At 73.7% G+C, this 15759-nt stretch carries 13 protein-coding genes; 7 read left to right on the plus strand and 6 right to left on the minus strand.

What is annotated here, in order from left to right; all coding sequences use genetic code 11:
• Positions 1 to 55 precede the first annotated feature (55 nt).
• Positions 56 to 622: an RNA 2',3'-cyclic phosphodiesterase gene (gene thpR, locus ACFV57_RS19620; RefSeq protein WP_385233450.1), complete on the plus strand. Its 567-nt coding sequence runs from the start codon at positions 56 to 58 to the stop codon at positions 620 to 622.
• A gap of 209 nt (positions 623 to 831) precedes the next feature.
• Here the strand turns inward: thpR and ACFV57_RS19625 are convergent, their stop codons facing one another.
• Both ACFV57_RS19625 and ACFV57_RS19630 read right to left on the minus strand, forming a co-directional pair.
• Positions 832 to 1830 (minus strand): aldo/keto reductase, encoded by a 999-nt coding sequence (locus ACFV57_RS19625; RefSeq protein WP_385233452.1) that lies wholly within the window; start codon positions 1828 to 1830, stop codon positions 832 to 834.
• Positions 1831 to 1921: 91 nt separating this feature from the next.
• Complete coding sequence (locus ACFV57_RS19630; protein ID WP_385233455.1) at positions 1922 to 2611, minus strand: GDSL-type esterase/lipase family protein; 690 nt, start codon at positions 2609 to 2611, stop codon at positions 1922 to 1924.
• A 568-nt stretch (positions 2612 to 3179) separates the two neighbouring features.
• Between ACFV57_RS19630 and ACFV57_RS19635 the strand changes: the two genes are divergently transcribed.
• Entirely contained in the window at positions 3180 to 4196 is a 1017-nt protein-coding gene (locus ACFV57_RS19635) for a hypothetical protein (RefSeq protein ID WP_385233458.1), read from the plus strand.
• A 117-nt stretch (positions 4197 to 4313) separates the two neighbouring features.
• Here the strand turns inward: ACFV57_RS19635 and ACFV57_RS19640 are convergent, their stop codons facing one another.
• Positions 4314 to 5072, minus strand: a complete 759-nt coding sequence (locus ACFV57_RS19640) for a TetR/AcrR family transcriptional regulator (protein WP_385233461.1) — start codon at positions 5070 to 5072, stop codon at positions 4314 to 4316.
• Positions 5073 to 5194: 122 nt separating this feature from the next.
• On the opposite strand from ACFV57_RS19640, the gene ACFV57_RS19645 reads away from it, so the two are divergent.
• The 3 genes from ACFV57_RS19645 to ACFV57_RS19655 all read left to right on the plus strand — a co-directional run bounded on the left by ACFV57_RS19645 (position 5195) and on the right by ACFV57_RS19655 (position 8315).
• Entirely contained in the window at positions 5195 to 6211 is a 1017-nt protein-coding gene (locus tag ACFV57_RS19645) for an ATP-binding cassette domain-containing protein (protein WP_385233464.1), read from the plus strand.
• Positions 6208 to 7041: an ABC transporter permease gene (locus ACFV57_RS19650; RefSeq protein ID WP_385233467.1), complete on the plus strand. Its 834-nt coding sequence runs from the start codon at positions 6208 to 6210 to the stop codon at positions 7039 to 7041. Before ACFV57_RS19645 ends, ACFV57_RS19650 begins: the two co-directional genes overlap by 4 nt.
• Positions 7042 to 7514: 473 nt before the next feature.
• The gene (locus ACFV57_RS19655) at positions 7515 to 8315 is read left to right on the plus strand and encodes an SDR family NAD(P)-dependent oxidoreductase (RefSeq protein ID WP_385233470.1); all 801 of its coding nucleotides are present in this window, start codon (positions 7515 to 7517) and stop codon (positions 8313 to 8315) included.
• A 40-nt stretch (positions 8316 to 8355) separates the two neighbouring features.
• On the opposite strand, the gene ACFV57_RS19660 is transcribed toward ACFV57_RS19655, so the two are convergent.
• The 3 genes from ACFV57_RS19660 to ACFV57_RS19670 all read right to left on the minus strand — a co-directional run bounded on the left by ACFV57_RS19660 (position 8356) and on the right by ACFV57_RS19670 (position 11315).
• Entirely contained in the window at positions 8356 to 8976 is a 621-nt protein-coding gene (locus ACFV57_RS19660; protein ID WP_385233473.1) for a TetR/AcrR family transcriptional regulator, read from the minus strand.
• Positions 8977 to 9114: 138 nt separating this feature from the next.
• Complete coding sequence (gene serC, locus ACFV57_RS19665) at positions 9115 to 10233, minus strand: phosphoserine transaminase (RefSeq protein ID WP_385233476.1); 1119 nt, start codon at positions 10231 to 10233, stop codon at positions 9115 to 9117.
• A gap of 17 nt (positions 10234 to 10250) precedes the next feature.
• The gene (locus tag ACFV57_RS19670; protein WP_385233480.1) at positions 10251 to 11315 is read right to left on the minus strand and encodes a helix-turn-helix transcriptional regulator; all 1065 of its coding nucleotides are present in this window, start codon (positions 11313 to 11315) and stop codon (positions 10251 to 10253) included.
• A gap of 74 nt (positions 11316 to 11389) precedes the next feature.
• On the opposite strand from ACFV57_RS19670, the gene ACFV57_RS19675 reads away from it, so the two are divergent.
• Positions 11390 to 12748, plus strand: coding sequence for an FAD-binding oxidoreductase (locus tag ACFV57_RS19675; protein WP_385233483.1), 1359 nt, complete (start codon positions 11390 to 11392; stop codon positions 12746 to 12748).
• A gap of 60 nt (positions 12749 to 12808) precedes the next feature.
• The gene (locus tag ACFV57_RS19680) at positions 12809 to 15748 is read left to right on the plus strand and encodes an FAD-binding and (Fe-S)-binding domain-containing protein (RefSeq protein WP_385233486.1); all 2940 of its coding nucleotides are present in this window, start codon (positions 12809 to 12811) and stop codon (positions 15746 to 15748) included.
• Positions 15749 to 15759: the final 11 nt, after the last annotated feature.

A 15759-nucleotide genomic window follows, 5' to 3' on the forward strand; every position in this document is an offset into this window, starting at 1 on the left:
CGGGCGCACCGCGGCCCCGGGCCCCGCCGCCCGCCCCGTGCGCGACACTGACCGCATGAGACTCTTCGCCGCCGTACTCCCGCCCGAGGCCGCCGTCGACGAACTCGACGCCCGGGTACGCCGGTTGCGGGCGCTGCCCGGCGCCGATCGGCTGCGCTGGACCGGCCGGGCCGGCTGGCACTTCACCCTCGCCTTCTACGGCGAGGTACCCGACACCACCCTGCCGGGCCTGCACGAACGGCTGGCGCGGGCCGCGCGGCGGCACGAGCCGTTCCCGCTGCGCCTCAAGGGCGGCGGGCGCTTCGCGGACCGGGTGGTGTGGGCCGGGGCCGAGGGCGGCCTGCCGGCCATGCGCAAGCTGGCGGACTCGGCCGCGGCGGCGGCCCGCCGGGCCGGGGTGGAGGTGAGCGGCCACCGCCAGTACACCCCGCACCTGACCGTCGCCCGCAACCGCGCGGCAGCCCTCGACACCGGCCCGTTCGTCGACGGCCTGGCCGGCTTCGAGGGCGGCGCGTGGACCGTACGGGAGCTGGCGCTCGTCCGCAGCCGGCTGCCGGACTCCGGGGTGGCGGGCGAGCAGCCCCGGTACGAGACGGTGGCGGCCTGGCCGCTGGGCCGCTGAGCAGGCGTCCCGCCGCCCGTCGGGGCCCGTGGGGCCCGCCTGGCCGTCGGCGGCCGCCGCGGGCCGGTTAGGCTCGAAGGGTGGACCCCAAAACCCGTAACCGGATCATGTCCGGCCTGTTCGCCGTGCTGCTCGTCGTCGTGATCGTGGCGGCCGCCCTGCGCTGAGACGCCGGGCGGCCCTCGACGGCATCGCGTCGCGCACTCACCTCACCAGGCGAACGCCTCCGGAGACGGCCCCGTGCCGGGGAAGATCTCGTCGAGCGAGTCGAGCAGCTCGGGCGACAGCTCCAGCTCCACGGCGCGCAGCGCGGATTCGAGCTGGCCGGTGGTGCGCGGCCCGACGATCGGCCCGGTCACACCGGGCCGGGTGAGCAGCCAGGCCAGCGCGACCTCGCCGGGCTGCAGTCCGTGCTTGTCGAGCAGGTCCTCGTAGGACTCGATCTGTGCCCGGATCGCGGAGTTCGCCAGCGCGCCGGCCGAGCGGCCCCCGTTCGTACGGGCTCCGCCGCCCTCGCGCTCCTTGCGCAGGGCGCCGCCGAGCAGGCCGCCGTGCAGCGGCGACCACGGGATGACGCCGAGGCCGTAGGACCGGGCCGCCGGGATCACCTCCATCTCGGCGCGCCGCTCGGCGAGGTTGTACAGGCACTGCTCGCTGACCAGGCCGAGGGAGCCGCGGCGTGCGGCGGCCTCGTTGGCCTGCGCGAGGTGCCAGCCCGCGTGGTTGGAGGACCCGGCGTAAAGGATCTTGCCCTGCTGCACCAGGACGTCGACGGCCTGCCAGATCTCGTCCCACGGCGTGTGCCGGTCCACGTGGTGGAACTGGTACAGGTCGATGTGGTCGGTGTTCAGGCGCTTGAGGCTGGCGTCCACCGCCCGCCGGATGTTGAGCGCGGACAGGCGGTCGTCGTTGGGCCAGACCTGTCCGCCGTCGGCGCCCATGTTGCCGTAGACCTTCGTGGCGAGCACGGTCTTGTCGCGGCGGCCGCCGCCCTGGGCGAACCAGGAGCCGACGATCTCCTCGGTGCGGCCCTTGTTCTCGCCCCATCCGTAGACGTTGGCGGTGTCGAGGAAGTTGACGCCCGCGGCGAGCGCGGCGTCCATGATGGTGTGGCTGTCGGCTTCGTCCGTCTGGGGGCCGAAGTTCATGGTGCCGAGAACGAGTCGGCTGACCTTGAGTCCGGTGCGTCCGAGCTGCGTGTACTCCATGAGGCCATAGCCAACGCCTTGGAGTGCGCTCGAATCAAGCAGTCCGCCGTGTCCGGCGGGTGGTCGTGCGGGGCGCGCGGCCGTCCGTCCCTCAGGCGTCCACGGGGGTGTACGGCGCGCCCACGCCCCACGCCTGGTGCAGGGCGTCCGCGAAGGCCGCCGCGAGCAGGTGCTCGCCCGAGGCGGAGGGGTGCGTTCCGTCGTAGGTGTCCCGGTCCAGGTCGTAGTCGGCCGGGTGGGAGGCCAGCAGCAGCGGTGAGGCGGGGGTCGACAGGTCCGCGACCGCCTTGGCCAGCAGTTCGTTGAAGCGCTCGCACTCGGCGGCGAAGGGGGCGTCGGACAGGGCGCGGGTGTTCGGGATGACCGGCAGCAGTACGGCGCGTATGTGCCCGTTGGCGGCCCGCGCCCGTGCGACGAAGCGGTGCACGTTCGCGGCGGTCTGCGCGGCGTCCGTGTAGAACCCGAGGTCTATCAGCCCGAGCGAGACCAGCAGGGTGTCGGCCTTGGTGGTGCGCACGGCGTCGCCGATCAGCGGCGCCATGTGGTGCCAGCCCTCGCCCCAGCCGGCCAGGTGCCGCCGGGCGCGCTCGGGGAAGTCCGGGTCGCGGTAGGCGTGCGAGACGGCCGCGTCGGCGGACATGTCGTACAGCTCGGTACGCGGTCCGACGATGCGGTACGGGCCGCCGAAGGTCCGGTTGAGGTGCTGCCACATCCGGTAGCGCCACGTGAAGTCACCGGCGCTGCCGACCGTCATCGAGTCACCGACGAACATCACACGCATACGACCTCCCGGCCGCCCGGCCCGGGCGCGCCGGAGAGCGCTGTCGGGGTGGTCATGCCGAGATCATAAGGAGCGGGGGGCCGGAGGGGGCGGGCGGGGCGGGGATGCGTTCGCAGTTTCGAAACCCACCTCTTCGAGCGATGGCAGTCGCGTGTTTCCGCGCCTACCTTAATTCGTGGGAGTCCGGTCGCTCATGCGTCGCATCTCGCATCCGCGCTGGTGCGGCTGCTGTTCCGGTGCTGTTCCGGCCGCTGGGCTGCCGTGACCGGAATAGCGATGTCCCCACGAATGCGAGGAGCCAGGGGCGCAGGACGGTTTACCGGACCGATGGATACGTGAATTGCCGAGTACGTGACCTTGACCGTGGCCGGGGCCGTGTCCGAAATGCGGCCGGCGCACTCCGGGAGTGATCCGTGCGCACCGGAATTTCCCGGGGACCGATTTCGTGAGCTGAATGTGTGGGCGGGAAGCCGGCCGCCGGGTATACCGACGGCCGGCCTTCTCGCGTCCGGCCGCGGGCCGGCAGCCGGGCCGCACCGCCGCGCGGCCGAAGTGGGAGGCTGTGCCCATGCGTTCGCTACTGTGCGCGGCCGGGGCCGCGGGAATACTGCTGTTCGCGGCGGCCGGACCGGCGACGGCCGACGGCGGGGCAGGGGACGAGGGCTTCACGATCGGGGACAGGCGGATCACCGAGTCCAGCGGCCTGGCGGCCAGCCGGGCCCACCCCGGCGTGTACTGGACCCACAACGACAGCGACGACGGACCGTACGTCTACGCCGTGGACGGCCGCACCGGCCGCACGGTCGCGACGATCACACTGCGCGGCATCGGCGACCCCCGCGACGTGGAGGCGGTCTCGGTCGGCCCGGACGGCAACGTCTACGTCGGTGACATCGGCGACAATCTCGGCGGCAGCTGGGACCACGTATGGATCTACCGTTTCCCCGAGCCGGAGCGGCTGCGCGACCAGACCGTCACCGCGGCGCAGTTCACCGTCAAGTACGGCGACGGGCCGCGGGACGCCGAGGCGATGATGGTGCACCCGAAAACCGGGCGGGTCTACATCGCCAGCAAGAAGAAGAGCGGCGGGGCCGCCCTGTACGAGGGCCCGGAGCGGCTGGCCGCGCGCGGCGCGAACACCTTCCGCCGGGTCGCCGGCATCGACCAGTGGGTGACGGACGGGGCGTTCTCGCCGGACGGTACGCGGCTGCTGCTGCGCGGCTACTTCGGCGCCGAGATGTACCGGTGGGAGGGCGGCCGTCCCAAGGACATCGGGAGCGTGGGCGTGCCGTTGCAGATGCAGGGGGAGTCGGTGACCTTCACCCCGGACGGGCGGACGCTGCTGTTCGGGTCGGAGGGCAAGGGGAGCCAGGTGCAGCCGGTGGGGCTCAGCGGTGATCAGCTGCCGGAGTCGGCGGCGAAGGAGTCCGGCGGCAAGGGCGGCGACGGCGGCGCGGGCAAGGGGGACGCGGCCGACGGTAGCCAGGACGCGGGCAAGAACCGCAACGTGCTGCTGGCGGCGGCGACGTTCGGCGTGGCGACGGTGGTGGTGCTGGCGCTGCGCCGGGTGTTCCGCCGGCGGTAGGGCACAGGGGGACCGGGCGCCCGTTCCGTCCTACGAGCCGGGCGCCGCCCTCCCCGGCGGCCCGCCCTCTCAGCAGCCCGGCCCCTCAATAGCCCGGCCTTTCAGCAGCCTGGCCCTTCAGCAGCCCCGCTCCTCGAAGTACGCGGCGAAGCCGTCGAGCAGACGGCCGAGGCCCAGTTCGAACGCCGCGTCGTCGTCGGCGTCGGCGGTGAAGGTGTCCTCGGCGAGCTGGGCGAGGTGCGGGTAGCGGCCGCTCTCCATCGCCCGGACCAGGAAGGCCTCCTGCGTCTTCCACCACTCCTCGTCGCTGATGCCGGTGTGCTTCTCGGCCATCACCGAGTTCAGCCGGGTGCGGGCGGCGCCCGCGACGTAGCCCTCCACGGCCAGCAGTATCCGGATCTTCTCCCGGTCGGGGAGGTCCAGGCCGGACAGCCCGCGCAGGGTGAACTCCAGGCCGTCCAGCGAGTTGGGGCCCAGCAGCGGGCGCGTCTGGTCGATCTGGAGCAGCCACGGGTGCCGGTGGTGCAGCTGCCAGTTGCCGCGCGCGGCGGTCTCCAGGACGGTGCGCCAGCCGGCCTCGGGCCCGGGGAACTCCGCGGCGTCGAACTCGACGATCTGGTCGAGCATCAGGTCCAGCAGCTCGCCCTTGCCCGGCACGTAGCGGTAGAGCGACATCGTGCCGACGCCCAGTTCGGCGGCGACCCGGCGCATGGAGACGGCGCCGATGCCCTCGGCGTCGGCGACCGCCACCGCGGCGGTGACGATCCGGTCGAGGGTCAGGCCGGGCTTGGGGCCGCGGCTGGGCCGCTCGCCGGTGCCCCAGAGCAGCTCCATGCTGCGCGTCACATCGCCGCTGCCGCTGTGTTCTGTCGTCATGGTGCCGCCCAGTCTAAGCCGCCGCGCAAAAACCGGGTACGTCGTACGCACAACCGGGTACGGTGTACGCGTAACTGGGCACGGCGTACCCGATTCGGGGTGGCGGAAGGACGGGGAAGCGCATGGGGACATCCGGAACGGCCGTGCTGGCGGAGGGCCTGGCCAAGCGGTACGGCGACAAGCGGGCGCTCGACGGCTTCGACCTCGCCGTACGGCGCGGCACCGTGCAGGGCTTGCTCGGCCCCAACGGCGCGGGCAAGACCACCGCCGTACGGATTCTGGCGACGCTGCTGCGGCTGGACGGCGGGCGGGCGACGGTCGCCGGGCACGACGTGGCGCGCGAGCCGCACGCCGTACGCAGGCGGATCGGCCTGGCCGGGCAGTACGCCGCCTTGGACGAGATCCTGACCGGACGGCAGAACCTGGAGATGTTCGGGCGGCTGTTCCACCTGGACGGGCGGCGGGCGCGGGCCCGCGCGGACGAGCTGCTGGACCGGTTCGGTCTGACCGACGCCGCCGGCAAGCAGGTCAGGGCCTACAGCGGCGGCATGCGGCGGCGCCTGGACCTGGCGGCCGGCATGCTGCTCGCGCCCGAGGTGCTGTTCCTGGACGAGCCGACGACCGGACTCGACCCGCGCGGCCGCAACGAGGTCTGGGGGAGCGTCCGGGACCTGGTCGCGGGCGGTACGACGGTCCTGCTGACCACGCAGTACCTCGACGAGGCCGACCAGCTGGCCGACCGGATCGCCGTCATCGACCACGGCCGGACCGTCGCCGAGGACACCCCGGACGGGCTCAAGCAGGGCATCGGCGGCGACCGCGTCCAGGTGGTGCTGCGCGACGCGGGCGAACTGCCGCGGGCGGCGCGGATCGTGGCGCGGGTGGCGGCGTACGGCGCCGAGCCGGACACGGGCGCGGCGGAACGGCGGGTCGGTGCGCCGGTGACGGACGGCGTGGCGGCCCTGACCGAGGTCGCGCGGGCGCTCCAGGACGCGAAGGTGGACGTGGCGGACATCGGACTGCGGCGGCCGACGCTGGACGAGGTCTTCCTGCGCCTGACGGGACACCGTACGGCGGATGCGACCGCCACCACGGCGGACGTGCCCGCCCCCACGCACCGGACGGAGGCCGCCGCGTGAGCACCCCCGCGACCCCCGCCACTCCCGCGCCCCTCCCGGAGCGGCGCCTGTACTGGGCCCTCGCCGACTGCTGGACCGTCGTCCGCCGCGACCTCACCCACTTCGTCAGACAGCCCGTCAACATCGCCTGGCAGCTGGGCTTCCCGATCGTCTCCGTCCTGCTCTTCGTCTACGTCTTCGGCAGCGCGATGGACGTCGGCGGCGGGCGCTCCTACCGGGACTACGCCATGCCCGGCATGTTCGCCATGACGATGGCCTTCGGCTTCATGAACACCGCGGTGCTGGTCGCGGTCGACAAGGACCGGGGCGTGACCGACCGCTTCCGCTCGATGCCGATGGCGCGTTCGGCGGTGGTCAGCGGCCGGGGTGTCGCGGACGTGTGCGGCGCGGCGCTGGACCTGGCGGTGCTGGCGCTGATCGCCGTCGTCGTCGGCTGGCGCTCGGACGGCAGCGCGCTCGCCACGCTGGCCGCCTTCGCCCTGCTGCTGCACCTGCGCTTCGCGCTCATCTGGCTCGGGGTGCTGCTGGGGCTGCTGGTGCCCAACCAGGAGGCGGCGGGCGGGCTGTTCGGGGTGGCCTTCCCGTTCGGCATGATCTCCAGCGTCTTCACACCGCCGTCGATGATGCCGGACTGGCTGGGCACGATCGCGATGTGGAACCCGGTCTCCTCGACGGCGAACGCCGTCCGCGAACTGTTCGGCCGGCCCGGCGCGACCGGCGGCAGCTGGATCGAGGAACACGCCCTGCTGATGGCGGTGGTCTGGCCGGTCGTCCTGACCGCGGTCTTCCTGCCGCTGGCGGTACGCCGCTTCCAGCGCCTCAGTCGCTGAGCGGCCGGGTGCCCCGCCGTGCCGCTACGGTGAGCGCCCCGCGAAGCAGCGGGCTCAGAGGGAACGGGTCCGGCACGAGGCCGCCGGGTTGTGTGCGCAAGGGGTTCCCCGCCACAGGTCGCACGGCGGCTACGGGTCTCCCGGAAGTCCGCGTACGCCTGGCACGCACCAGAAGCACGCACCTGGTCCCGGCGCGGTCACGCGCCCCGCGTCACCATCCGGGCCGCGGGCTCGGGGCGTGTACCGCTCGCGGTCCTGGTGTGCCGCAGAACCGGTCACCGCTCCCGGCTCATCTTCCGGACGTTACCCCCGACCAGGGACCTCGGCGGCCGTTCCCGTCCGCGCTCACCTGGCGCGCTCGGCGAGCGGGTCCAGGCCCGACACGTAAGTCTACAGCTGTATACTTACGTGGTCGGATACCTCGCATCACCGCGGAGTGCGGGCCGCGAGGCGGCCCTGAGAGGGAACACGAGATGAACCTCAACCTGACCGGTAAGCGCGCGCTCGTCACAGGTTCGAGCGCGGGGCTGGGCAAGGACACTGCGAAGCTGCTGGCAGCCGAGGGTGCCGCGGTCGTGGTCCACGGCCGGGACAAGGACCGTACGGAGGGGGTCGCGCAGGAGATCCGGGAGGCCGGCGGGACGGCCGGCGCGGTCGTCGGTGACCTCGCCGACGACCGCGCCGCCGCCGACGTCGCCCGCGCCGCCACTGCGGACGGCCCCGTCGACATCCTCGTCAACAACGCCGGTTTCTACCGGGACCTGTCCTGGGCCGAAGCCACTCCCGACGAGTGGCGCGACACCTACAACGTCAACGTCGTCTCAGGCGTCCGCATGATCCGGCACCTGGTCCCCGCCATGCGCGAACGCGGCTGGGGGCGTGTCGTCACCATCGGCGGCGGGCTCGCCTCCCAGCCGATGAACACCCACCCCCAGTACAACGCCACCTTGGCCGCCCGGCACAACCTCGCTGTCTCCCTCGCCCGCGAACTCAAGGGCACCGGCGTCACGTCCAACGTCGTTTCCCCCGGGGTGATCCTCGTCGAGGCCACCAAGGACCTCGTCACCGGCATCGGGCCCGACCGTGGCTGGGGCCGGACCTGGGACGAGATCCAGCCCAACGCCGTCCGGGCTCTCCTCCCCAACGACCAGGAGCGCTTCGGCGAACCGGAGGAGATCGCCGCAGCCGTCGCCTACCTCTGCAGCGGCTACGCCCAGTACATCAGCGGAGCCACCATCCGCGTCGACGGCGGACTCATCCGCTCCGCCTTCTGAGCGCACCGGCTCCGCTGTCCCGCGGGCCGACGACGGACGGCTACCCGTCGGCGCCGTCGAGACCGGGTCCGGGCACCGACGTGCCGCCCGCTTCATGGATGACCGGTTCGAGCATGTCGGTGAGGAGGGCGGTGAGGTGGGCGTCATCGGCCGTGACGAGCGCGGTGGTACCGACGACGCTGCGCAGCAGCCACGTTCCGGCGACCAGCGCGAGGGCGAGCTGCGCGCGCACCTCGGCGTCCGATCCGTCGAGCAACCCTGCCAGACGGGCCCCCACGTTGGTCTCCACGCCCTGCCGGACGATGCCCGCCGCCTCCGCGTCCGGCGCCGAGCGCAACAACAGGAGGAACGGATCGAGCCGTTCGGCGCCGGACGCGGTGCGCTCGGTGAGCGTGTGGGCGATGGCACCCGCCAAGCCGGTGCGTTCGTCGCCGACGATGGCCGGCGGTGCGAAGGCACGAGCGACGGCCTGCGCGAACAGGCCCTCCTTCGAGCCGAAGTAGCGGTTGATCATCATCGCCGACACACCCGCCCGCTCGGCGATCTGGCGCACCCCGGCCCCGGCGTACCCGTGCTCGGTGAACTCCACGACCGCGGCGGCGAGGATCGCCTCGCGCGTCGCGGCGGCGTCGCGCCTGCGGGCAGGACGTGCAGTGCTCATGGCCAGGAGCATACGGGGGCGCCGATGCACGGATCACGGGACGGTGGAGCCGCGGTCAGCGCGCTGGAGTCCCCGCTTTCACCTGCACGGCCGCCGCCCTCGTACGGACGGAGCGGCGGGCGCGTGCGTCGGCGGTTGCTACAGCTTGCCGATGACGTGGTCGACGCAGGCGGTGAGCGCCTCGACGTCCGCCGGGTCGATCGCCGGGAACATCGCCACCCGCAGCTGGTTGCGGCCCAGCTTGCGGTACGGCTCGGTGTCGACGATGCCGTTGGCGCGCAGCACCTTGGCGACGGCGGCCGCGTCGATCGCGTCGTCGAAGTCGATGGTGCCGATGACCTGGGAGCGCTTGGCCGCGTCGGTGACGAACGGCGTCGCGTACGCGGACTCCTCGGCCCAGCCGTACAGCGTGCGCGAGGAGGCCGCGGTGCGCCGCACCGCCCAGTCCAGGCCGCCCTGGCCGTTGATCCACTCCAGCTGCTCGTTGAGCAGGAAGAGGGTGGACAGCGCCGGGGTGTTGTATGTCTGGTTCTTCAGGGAGTTGTCGATCGCCGTCGGCAGCGAGAAGAACTCCGGGATGTGCCGGCCGGAGGCGTGCACGCCGCGGGCGCGCTCCAGGGCGGCGGGGGAGAAGACGCCGATCCACAGGCCGCCGTCGGAGGCGAAGGACTTCTGTGGCGCGAAGTAGTAGACGTCGGTCTGCGCGATGTCGACGGGCAGGCCGCCCGCGCCGGAGGTCGCGTCCACCAGGACCAGGGAGCCGGTGTCCGCGCCCGCCACGCGCTCGATGGGAGCGGCGACACCGGTGGAGGTCTCGTTGTGGGTGAGGGCGTAGACGTCCACGCCCTCCTCGGCCTTGGGCTCCGGGTGGTCGCCCGGGTCGGCGGAGATCAGCGTGGGCTCGGCGAGCCACGGCGCCAGCTTGGCGGCCTTGGCGAACTTCGAGGAGAACTCGCCGAACGTGAGGTGCTGGGACTTGTTCTCGATCAGGCCGTGGGTCGCGATGTCCCAGAAGGCGGTGGAGCCGCCGTTGCCGAGGACGACCTCGTAGCCCTCGGGGAGCCGGAACAGCTCGCGTACGCCGTCGCGTACCTTGCCGACCAGGTTCTTGACCGGAGCCTGGCGGTGGGACGTGCCGAGCAGGGAACGTCCGGTGGCGGCGAGGGCGTCGAGCGCCTCCGTACGCACCTTGGAGGGGCCCGCGCCGAAGCGACCGTCGGCGGGCTTGATGTCAGCGGGAATCTGGATATCAGCCACGGGCGAAGCGTAATCCGTCAGGGGGCCGGTTCAGGACCGGGGTCCACCGGATGAGACGGAACGGGGGCTGCCGTTTGCCGGGGGTCCGCGCGACGCGTGTCCGCCTCGCGGGCATCCGCCGTACGGGCCTGCGCGTACAGGTCGGTGACCGAGGCCGCGGCCCGCGCCAGCTCCGCCCGTGCCTCCGGCGGTTCGAGGACCTCCAGCGACGTGGCGAACTGGAGCAGCTGGCGGACCGCGCGCAGCTCCTGCAGTGCCAGTTCGACCGTCACCCAGGTCCCGCCGGTGTCCCGCGGCGGCTCCACCAGCGCCGTACCGAGGATGCGGACGAACAGGTCCAGACGGGTACGCAGCACCCGGGCCGTCACCCGCAGTCCCGCCGGCCGGGTCTCCACCTGCCGGCGCAGTGCTTCCCACGCGTCGGCCAGCTCCACGCCCTCGCGGCGCCGGACGGGCGCGTCGAGCACGGTGGCCTCGGCCACCCGGTCGGCCCGGAAGAGCCGCGCGCGCCGCCGCCGGTCCGCGACCAGGTACCAGGTCCCGGCCTTGGAGACGAGCCCGTACGGGTCGACGGTGTACGTACGCGGCTCGGTCTCGCCGCTGTGCCGGTACCGCAGGCGCAGCCGCCGGTCGGCGAAGACCGCGGTGTGCAGGGCGTCCAGCTCCACGTCCGGCCGGGGGCCGGACAGCCAGCGCCCGGGGTCGACCAGGATGCGGCGGCTGGTCAGTTCGGCGGCGGGCCGGTGCGGCGCGGGCAGCGCGGCCATCACCTTGCGCAGCGCGGAGCCGAGCGCGTCGTCCAGTCCGAGCGCGTGGTGCGCCCCCTCGGCGGCCAGTACGAACAGGGCGCGCGCCTCGTCGGTGGTCAGCCCGGTCACGTCCGTGCGGAACCCGGGCAGCAGCGCGATGCCGCCGTGCCGTCCCCGCTCCGCGTACACCGGCACCCCGGCCGCCGACAGCGACTCGATGTCGCGGTAGATCGTCCGTACGGACACCTCCAGCCGTGCGGCCAGGTCGGCGGCCGGCACCCGGCCGCGCGTCTGGAGGAGCAGGAGGACGGAGAGGAGGCGGTCGGATTTCACGCGGTCCAGTCTTCCGGAAAGCCGGACGGAAAACATGACGGCGGGTGTCAAGTTATGACGCCAAAGTGCCGGGCATGGACATCATGAACCCCACCGTTCCCGCCGTTTCCGCCGCCCCTGCCGAGTTGGCCGCCCAGGTCGCCGGCGTCGTCTTCGTCCCTGGTGACGAGGGGTACGAGACGGAGCGCTCCGGCTTCCAGACCGGGCACCGGCACCGGCCGTCGGTGATCGTCGGGGCGGCGGGGGCGGCCGACGTCGTGGCGGCGGTGCGGTACGCCCGCGCCAACGGCCTGCCCGTGTCCGTGCAGTCGACCGGGCACGGACTCGCGGCGGCGACCGACGGCGGGCTGCTGGTCAGCACGCGCCGGATGGACGAGGTGCGGATCGACGCCGGGGCGCGCACCGCGTGGGCCGGGGCGGGCGCGCTGTGGGGCGATGTGATCGAGGAGGCCGCGCCGTACGGGCTGGCGCCGGTGAACGGGTCGTCGCCCGGCGTGGGGGTCGTGGGATACACGCTCGGCGGTGGGCTGGGCATTCTGGGCCGGGAGTTCGGCTACGCGTCGGACCGGGTGCGGCTGGTGGAAGTGGTCACCGCCGACGGCGCGTTGCGCCAGGTCACGCCGGAGCGTGACGCCGGCCTCTTCCGCGCGCTGCTCGGCGGCGGGCACGGGCTGGGCGTGGTGACCGGCCTGAAGTTCGGGCTGGTGCCCGTGGAGCGGGTGTACGGCGGGCAACTGGTCTTCGGCGCCGACCTGATGGACGAGGCGCTGGCCGCGTACCTGGCCTGGACCGAGGACCTGCCCGGCACGCTGACCTCGTCGGTCGGGCTGATCGCGTACCCGGACGTCCCGGCGGTGCCCGGCCATCTGCGCGGGCGTTACCTGGCACACATCCGCATCGCGTACACGGGTACGGCGGAAGACGGCGAGCGGCTGGTCGCGCCGCTGCGCGCGGTCGGGCCGCGGGTGGCCGACACGCTGCACGACATGCCGTACACCGAGTCGCACACCATCCACCAGGACCCGCAGACGCCGCACGCCTACGACGGCGACAGCGTCCTGCTCAGCGGCCTCGACGCGGCGGAACTGCGCACGGTGACCGCGCTGACCGGGCCGGACGCGCCGATGATGACCGTGGTGCAGCTCAACCACCTCGGCGGGGCGCTCGCCACGGGCGGCGGTTCCGTCGGTCACCGGGACGCGCGGTATCTGCTGCGCCTGCTCTCTCCGCTGGACGGTACGGACATCGCGTCGGTGCGGGCCCTGCACGAGGAGGTGCGTGCGGTGCTGTCGGCCAGGGCTGTCGGCCGCAGCGTCAACTTCCTGTTCGGCGATCACGGTGACAAGGCGGCCGGTGCGCACGAGGAGCCGGTGCGCCTGCGGACGGCCGCGGCCAAGGCGGCGTACGACCCCGGAAACCTGTTCCGGGCGTAGCCGGTCCGGGTGCCGGCGGACAGGGGGGAGCGCGCCCGGCCGAGTGGGCAGGCTGGGGGCATGGCTGATCGTAGGCAGACACGCGGGACGCGGAACGGGACACCGGGCGGGGCGCCGGAGGACGCGCCGGGCGGCACGCCGGACGGGACGCGGGACCTGGCCCGGGAGCTGGCGGCCGCCGTGCGCGGTGAGGTCTCGGTGGCCGCCGGGGACCGGGCGCTGATGACGATGGACGCGTCCAACTACCGCCGGGTGCCGCGGGCGGTGGTCGCGCCGCGGGACGCGGAGGACGTCGCCGCCGTCCTGCGGGTGTGCCGCGAGCGCGGTGTGCCGGTGGTGCCGCGCGGCGGCGGGACGAGCATCGCGGGGCAGGCCACCGGCGTCGGCGTGGTGCTGGACTGCACCCGGCACCTGCGGCGGATCGTGTCGCTGGAGGCCGAGGCGCGCACGGCCGTCGTCCAGCCGGGCGTGGTCCTCGACGACCTGCGGGCGGCGGCCGGCGCGCACGGCCTGACCTTCGGCCCGGACCCGTCCACACACAGCCGCTGCACCCTCGGCGGCATGATCGGCAACAACTCCTGCGGCTCGCACTCGGTGGCGTGGGGCACCACCGCCGACAGCGTCCACGAGCTCGACGTGCTCACGTACGGCGGCGAGCGGCTGCGCGCCGGGCGGGGCGCGGCGGCACTGGCCGCGCTCCCGCAGCGGCTGCGGGACGGCGTGCGAGCCCTGGTCGACGGGGACTTGGCCCTGCTGCGCACCGGCTACCCGGACCTCCCGCGCCGTATCTCCGGCTACGCGCTGGACGCCCTCCTCCCCGAGCGGGGCACCGACCTGGCGCGGGCGCTCACCGGCAGCGAGGGCACCCTCGGCGTGCTGACCGAGGCCACCGTGAAGCTGGTCAGGCCGCCCGCCGCCAAGGTGCTGGCGGTGCTCGGGTACGCGGACGAGAGCGCGGCGGCCGAGGCGGCGCACACCTTGCTGCCGTACCGGCCGCTGACCGTCGAGGGCATGGCGGCCGACCTGGTGGGCAACGCGTCGGGGCTGCCCAAGGGCGGCGCCTGGTTGTTCGTCGAGATGGGCGGCGGGACGGCCGCGGCGGCGCTGGCGCGGGCCGAGGAACTGTGCCGCGGCGCGTCCACCACCGATCACACCGTCGTCACCGACCCGGCGCGGCAGCGCGCCCTGTGGCGGGTGCGCGAGGACGCGTCCGGCACCGCGACCCGGATGCCGGACGGCTCCGAGGCGTGGCCCGGCTGGGAGGACTGCGCGGTGCCGCCCGCACGGCTCGGCGCCTATCTGCGGGACTTCCGGGAGCTACTGGCCCAGTACGGGCTGCGCGGCACGCCGTACGGGCACTTCGGCGACGGCTGCATCCACGTCCGTATCGACTTCGACCTGCTGACCGCCCCCGGCATCCGCCGGTTCCGGGAATTCTCCTGCGACCTGGGCGAACTGGTCGTCGCCCACGGCGGTTCGCTGTCCGGCGAGCACGGCGACGGGCAGGCGCGCGCCGAACTGCTGCCCAAGATGTACGGCACCGAACTGGTCGGCCTCTTCGAGCGTTTCAAGGATCTGTGGGACCCGGCGGGCGGCCTGAACCCCGGAATGCTCGTCCGCCCGGACCGGATGGACGAGAACCTGCGCTTCGCGCCGCTGCCGGAGCGCCCGGTGGACGTGGAGTTCGGCTATCCGCACGACGGCGGCGACTTCTCGGCGGCGGTACGGCGCTGCGTCGGCGTCGCCAAGTGCCGTACCAGCGCCCCGGGCACGTCGGCCGTCATGTGCCCGTCGTACCGCGCCACCGGCGAGGAGCGGCACTCCACCCGCGGCCGGGCCCGGCTGCTGCACGAGATGCTGGCGGGCGACGTGGTCACCGACGGCTGGCGTTCCGAGGAGGTGCGGGACGCGCTGGACCTGTGCCTGTCCTGCAAGGGCTGCCGCAGCGACTGCCCGGTGGGCGTGGACATGGCCACGTACAAGGCCGAGTTCCTGCACCACCACTACGCGGGACGGCTGCGGCCCGCCGCGCACTACTCGATGGGCCGCCTGCCGCGCTGGCTGCGCGCGGCGGCCCCGGCCGCGCCGCTGCTCAACGCCCTGGCCCGGACGCCGCTGGCGGGCGCCGGCAAGCGCCTCGGCGGCATCGCGCCGCAGCGGGCGATCCCGGAACTGGCCACCGAGCCGTTCGTACGGTGGTGGGGGAAGCGGACGGCGCCCCTGGGGACGCCCACGGACCCGGCGGTCCTGCTGTGGCCGGACACCTTCACCAACTACCTCGCACCCGAGGTGGGCCGCGCCGCCGTACACGTCCTGGAAGCCGCCGGACTCTCCGTGGGGCTGCCCCCTGCGGGGCGCCGCAACCGGCCCCTGTGCTGCGGCCTGACCTGGGTCTCGACCGGCCAGCTCGACCAGGCGCGCACGGTCATGCGCCGTACGGTGGACGCCCTCGATCCCCTGCTCGCGGACGGCGGCCGGCTGACCGTCCTCGAACCGAGCTGCGCGGCGGCCCTGCGCACGGACCTGCCCGAACTGCTCCCCGACGACCCGCGCGCCGCGCGGCTGGCCGCCTCGGTACGCACCTTCGCGCAGACCCTGGAGGAGCAGGCCCCCGACTGGGAACCACCCCGCGTCGACCGCCCGGCCGTCGGACAGACCCACTGCCACCAGCACGCCGTACTCGGCGAGGCGGCCGAGCAGCGCCTGCGCGCGCGGGCCGGGCTGGCGGGCGGGCTGAGCGGCGGCTGCTGCGGCCTGGCCGGGAACTTCGGCTTCGAGCGCGGCCACTACGACGTGTCCGTGGCCTGCGCGGAGGAGCAGCTCCTGCCGTCCGTACGGGACGCGGACCCCGGCGCCGAAGTCCTCGCCGACGGCTTCTCCTGCCGTACCCAGATCGGCCAGCTCACCGACCGGCGGGCCCGGCACCTGGCACAGGTGCTGGCCGAGGCGCTGCCGTCGCGGGCCCAGCGGAGCGCAATGCCGCATTCCGACACCTGTTGACCCTGATGGCC

The sequence above is a fragment of the Streptomyces sp. NPDC059788 genome, assembly GCF_042732265.1.
Classification (GTDB): Bacteria; Actinomycetota; Actinomycetes; order Streptomycetales; family Streptomycetaceae; genus Streptomyces.

Coding starts and splice junctions, on each gene's coding strand:
- thpR (WP_385233450.1), top strand. CDS start 56: ATGAGACTCTTCGCCGCCGTACTCCCGCCCGAGGCCGCCGTCGACGAA.
- ACFV57_RS19625 (WP_385233452.1), bottom strand. CDS start 1,830: ATGGAGTACACGCAGCTCGGACGCACCGGACTCAAGGTCAGCCGACTC.
- ACFV57_RS19630 (WP_385233455.1), bottom strand. CDS start 2,611: ATGCGTGTGATGTTCGTCGGTGACTCGATGACGGTCGGCAGCGCCGGT.
- ACFV57_RS19635 (WP_385233458.1), top strand. CDS start 3,180: ATGCGTTCGCTACTGTGCGCGGCCGGGGCCGCGGGAATACTGCTGTTC.
- ACFV57_RS19640 (WP_385233461.1), bottom strand. CDS start 5,072: ATGACGACAGAACACAGCGGCAGCGGCGATGTGACGCGCAGCATGGAG.
- ACFV57_RS19645 (WP_385233464.1), top strand. CDS start 5,195: ATGGGGACATCCGGAACGGCCGTGCTGGCGGAGGGCCTGGCCAAGCGG.
- ACFV57_RS19655 (WP_385233470.1), top strand. CDS start 7,515: ATGAACCTCAACCTGACCGGTAAGCGCGCGCTCGTCACAGGTTCGAGC.
- ACFV57_RS19660 (WP_385233473.1), bottom strand. CDS start 8,976: ATGAGCACTGCACGTCCTGCCCGCAGGCGCGACGCCGCCGCGACGCGC.
- ACFV57_RS19675 (WP_385233483.1), top strand. CDS start 11,390: ATGGACATCATGAACCCCACCGTTCCCGCCGTTTCCGCCGCCCCTGCC.
- ACFV57_RS19680 (WP_385233486.1), top strand. CDS start 12,809: ATGGCTGATCGTAGGCAGACACGCGGGACGCGGAACGGGACACCGGGC.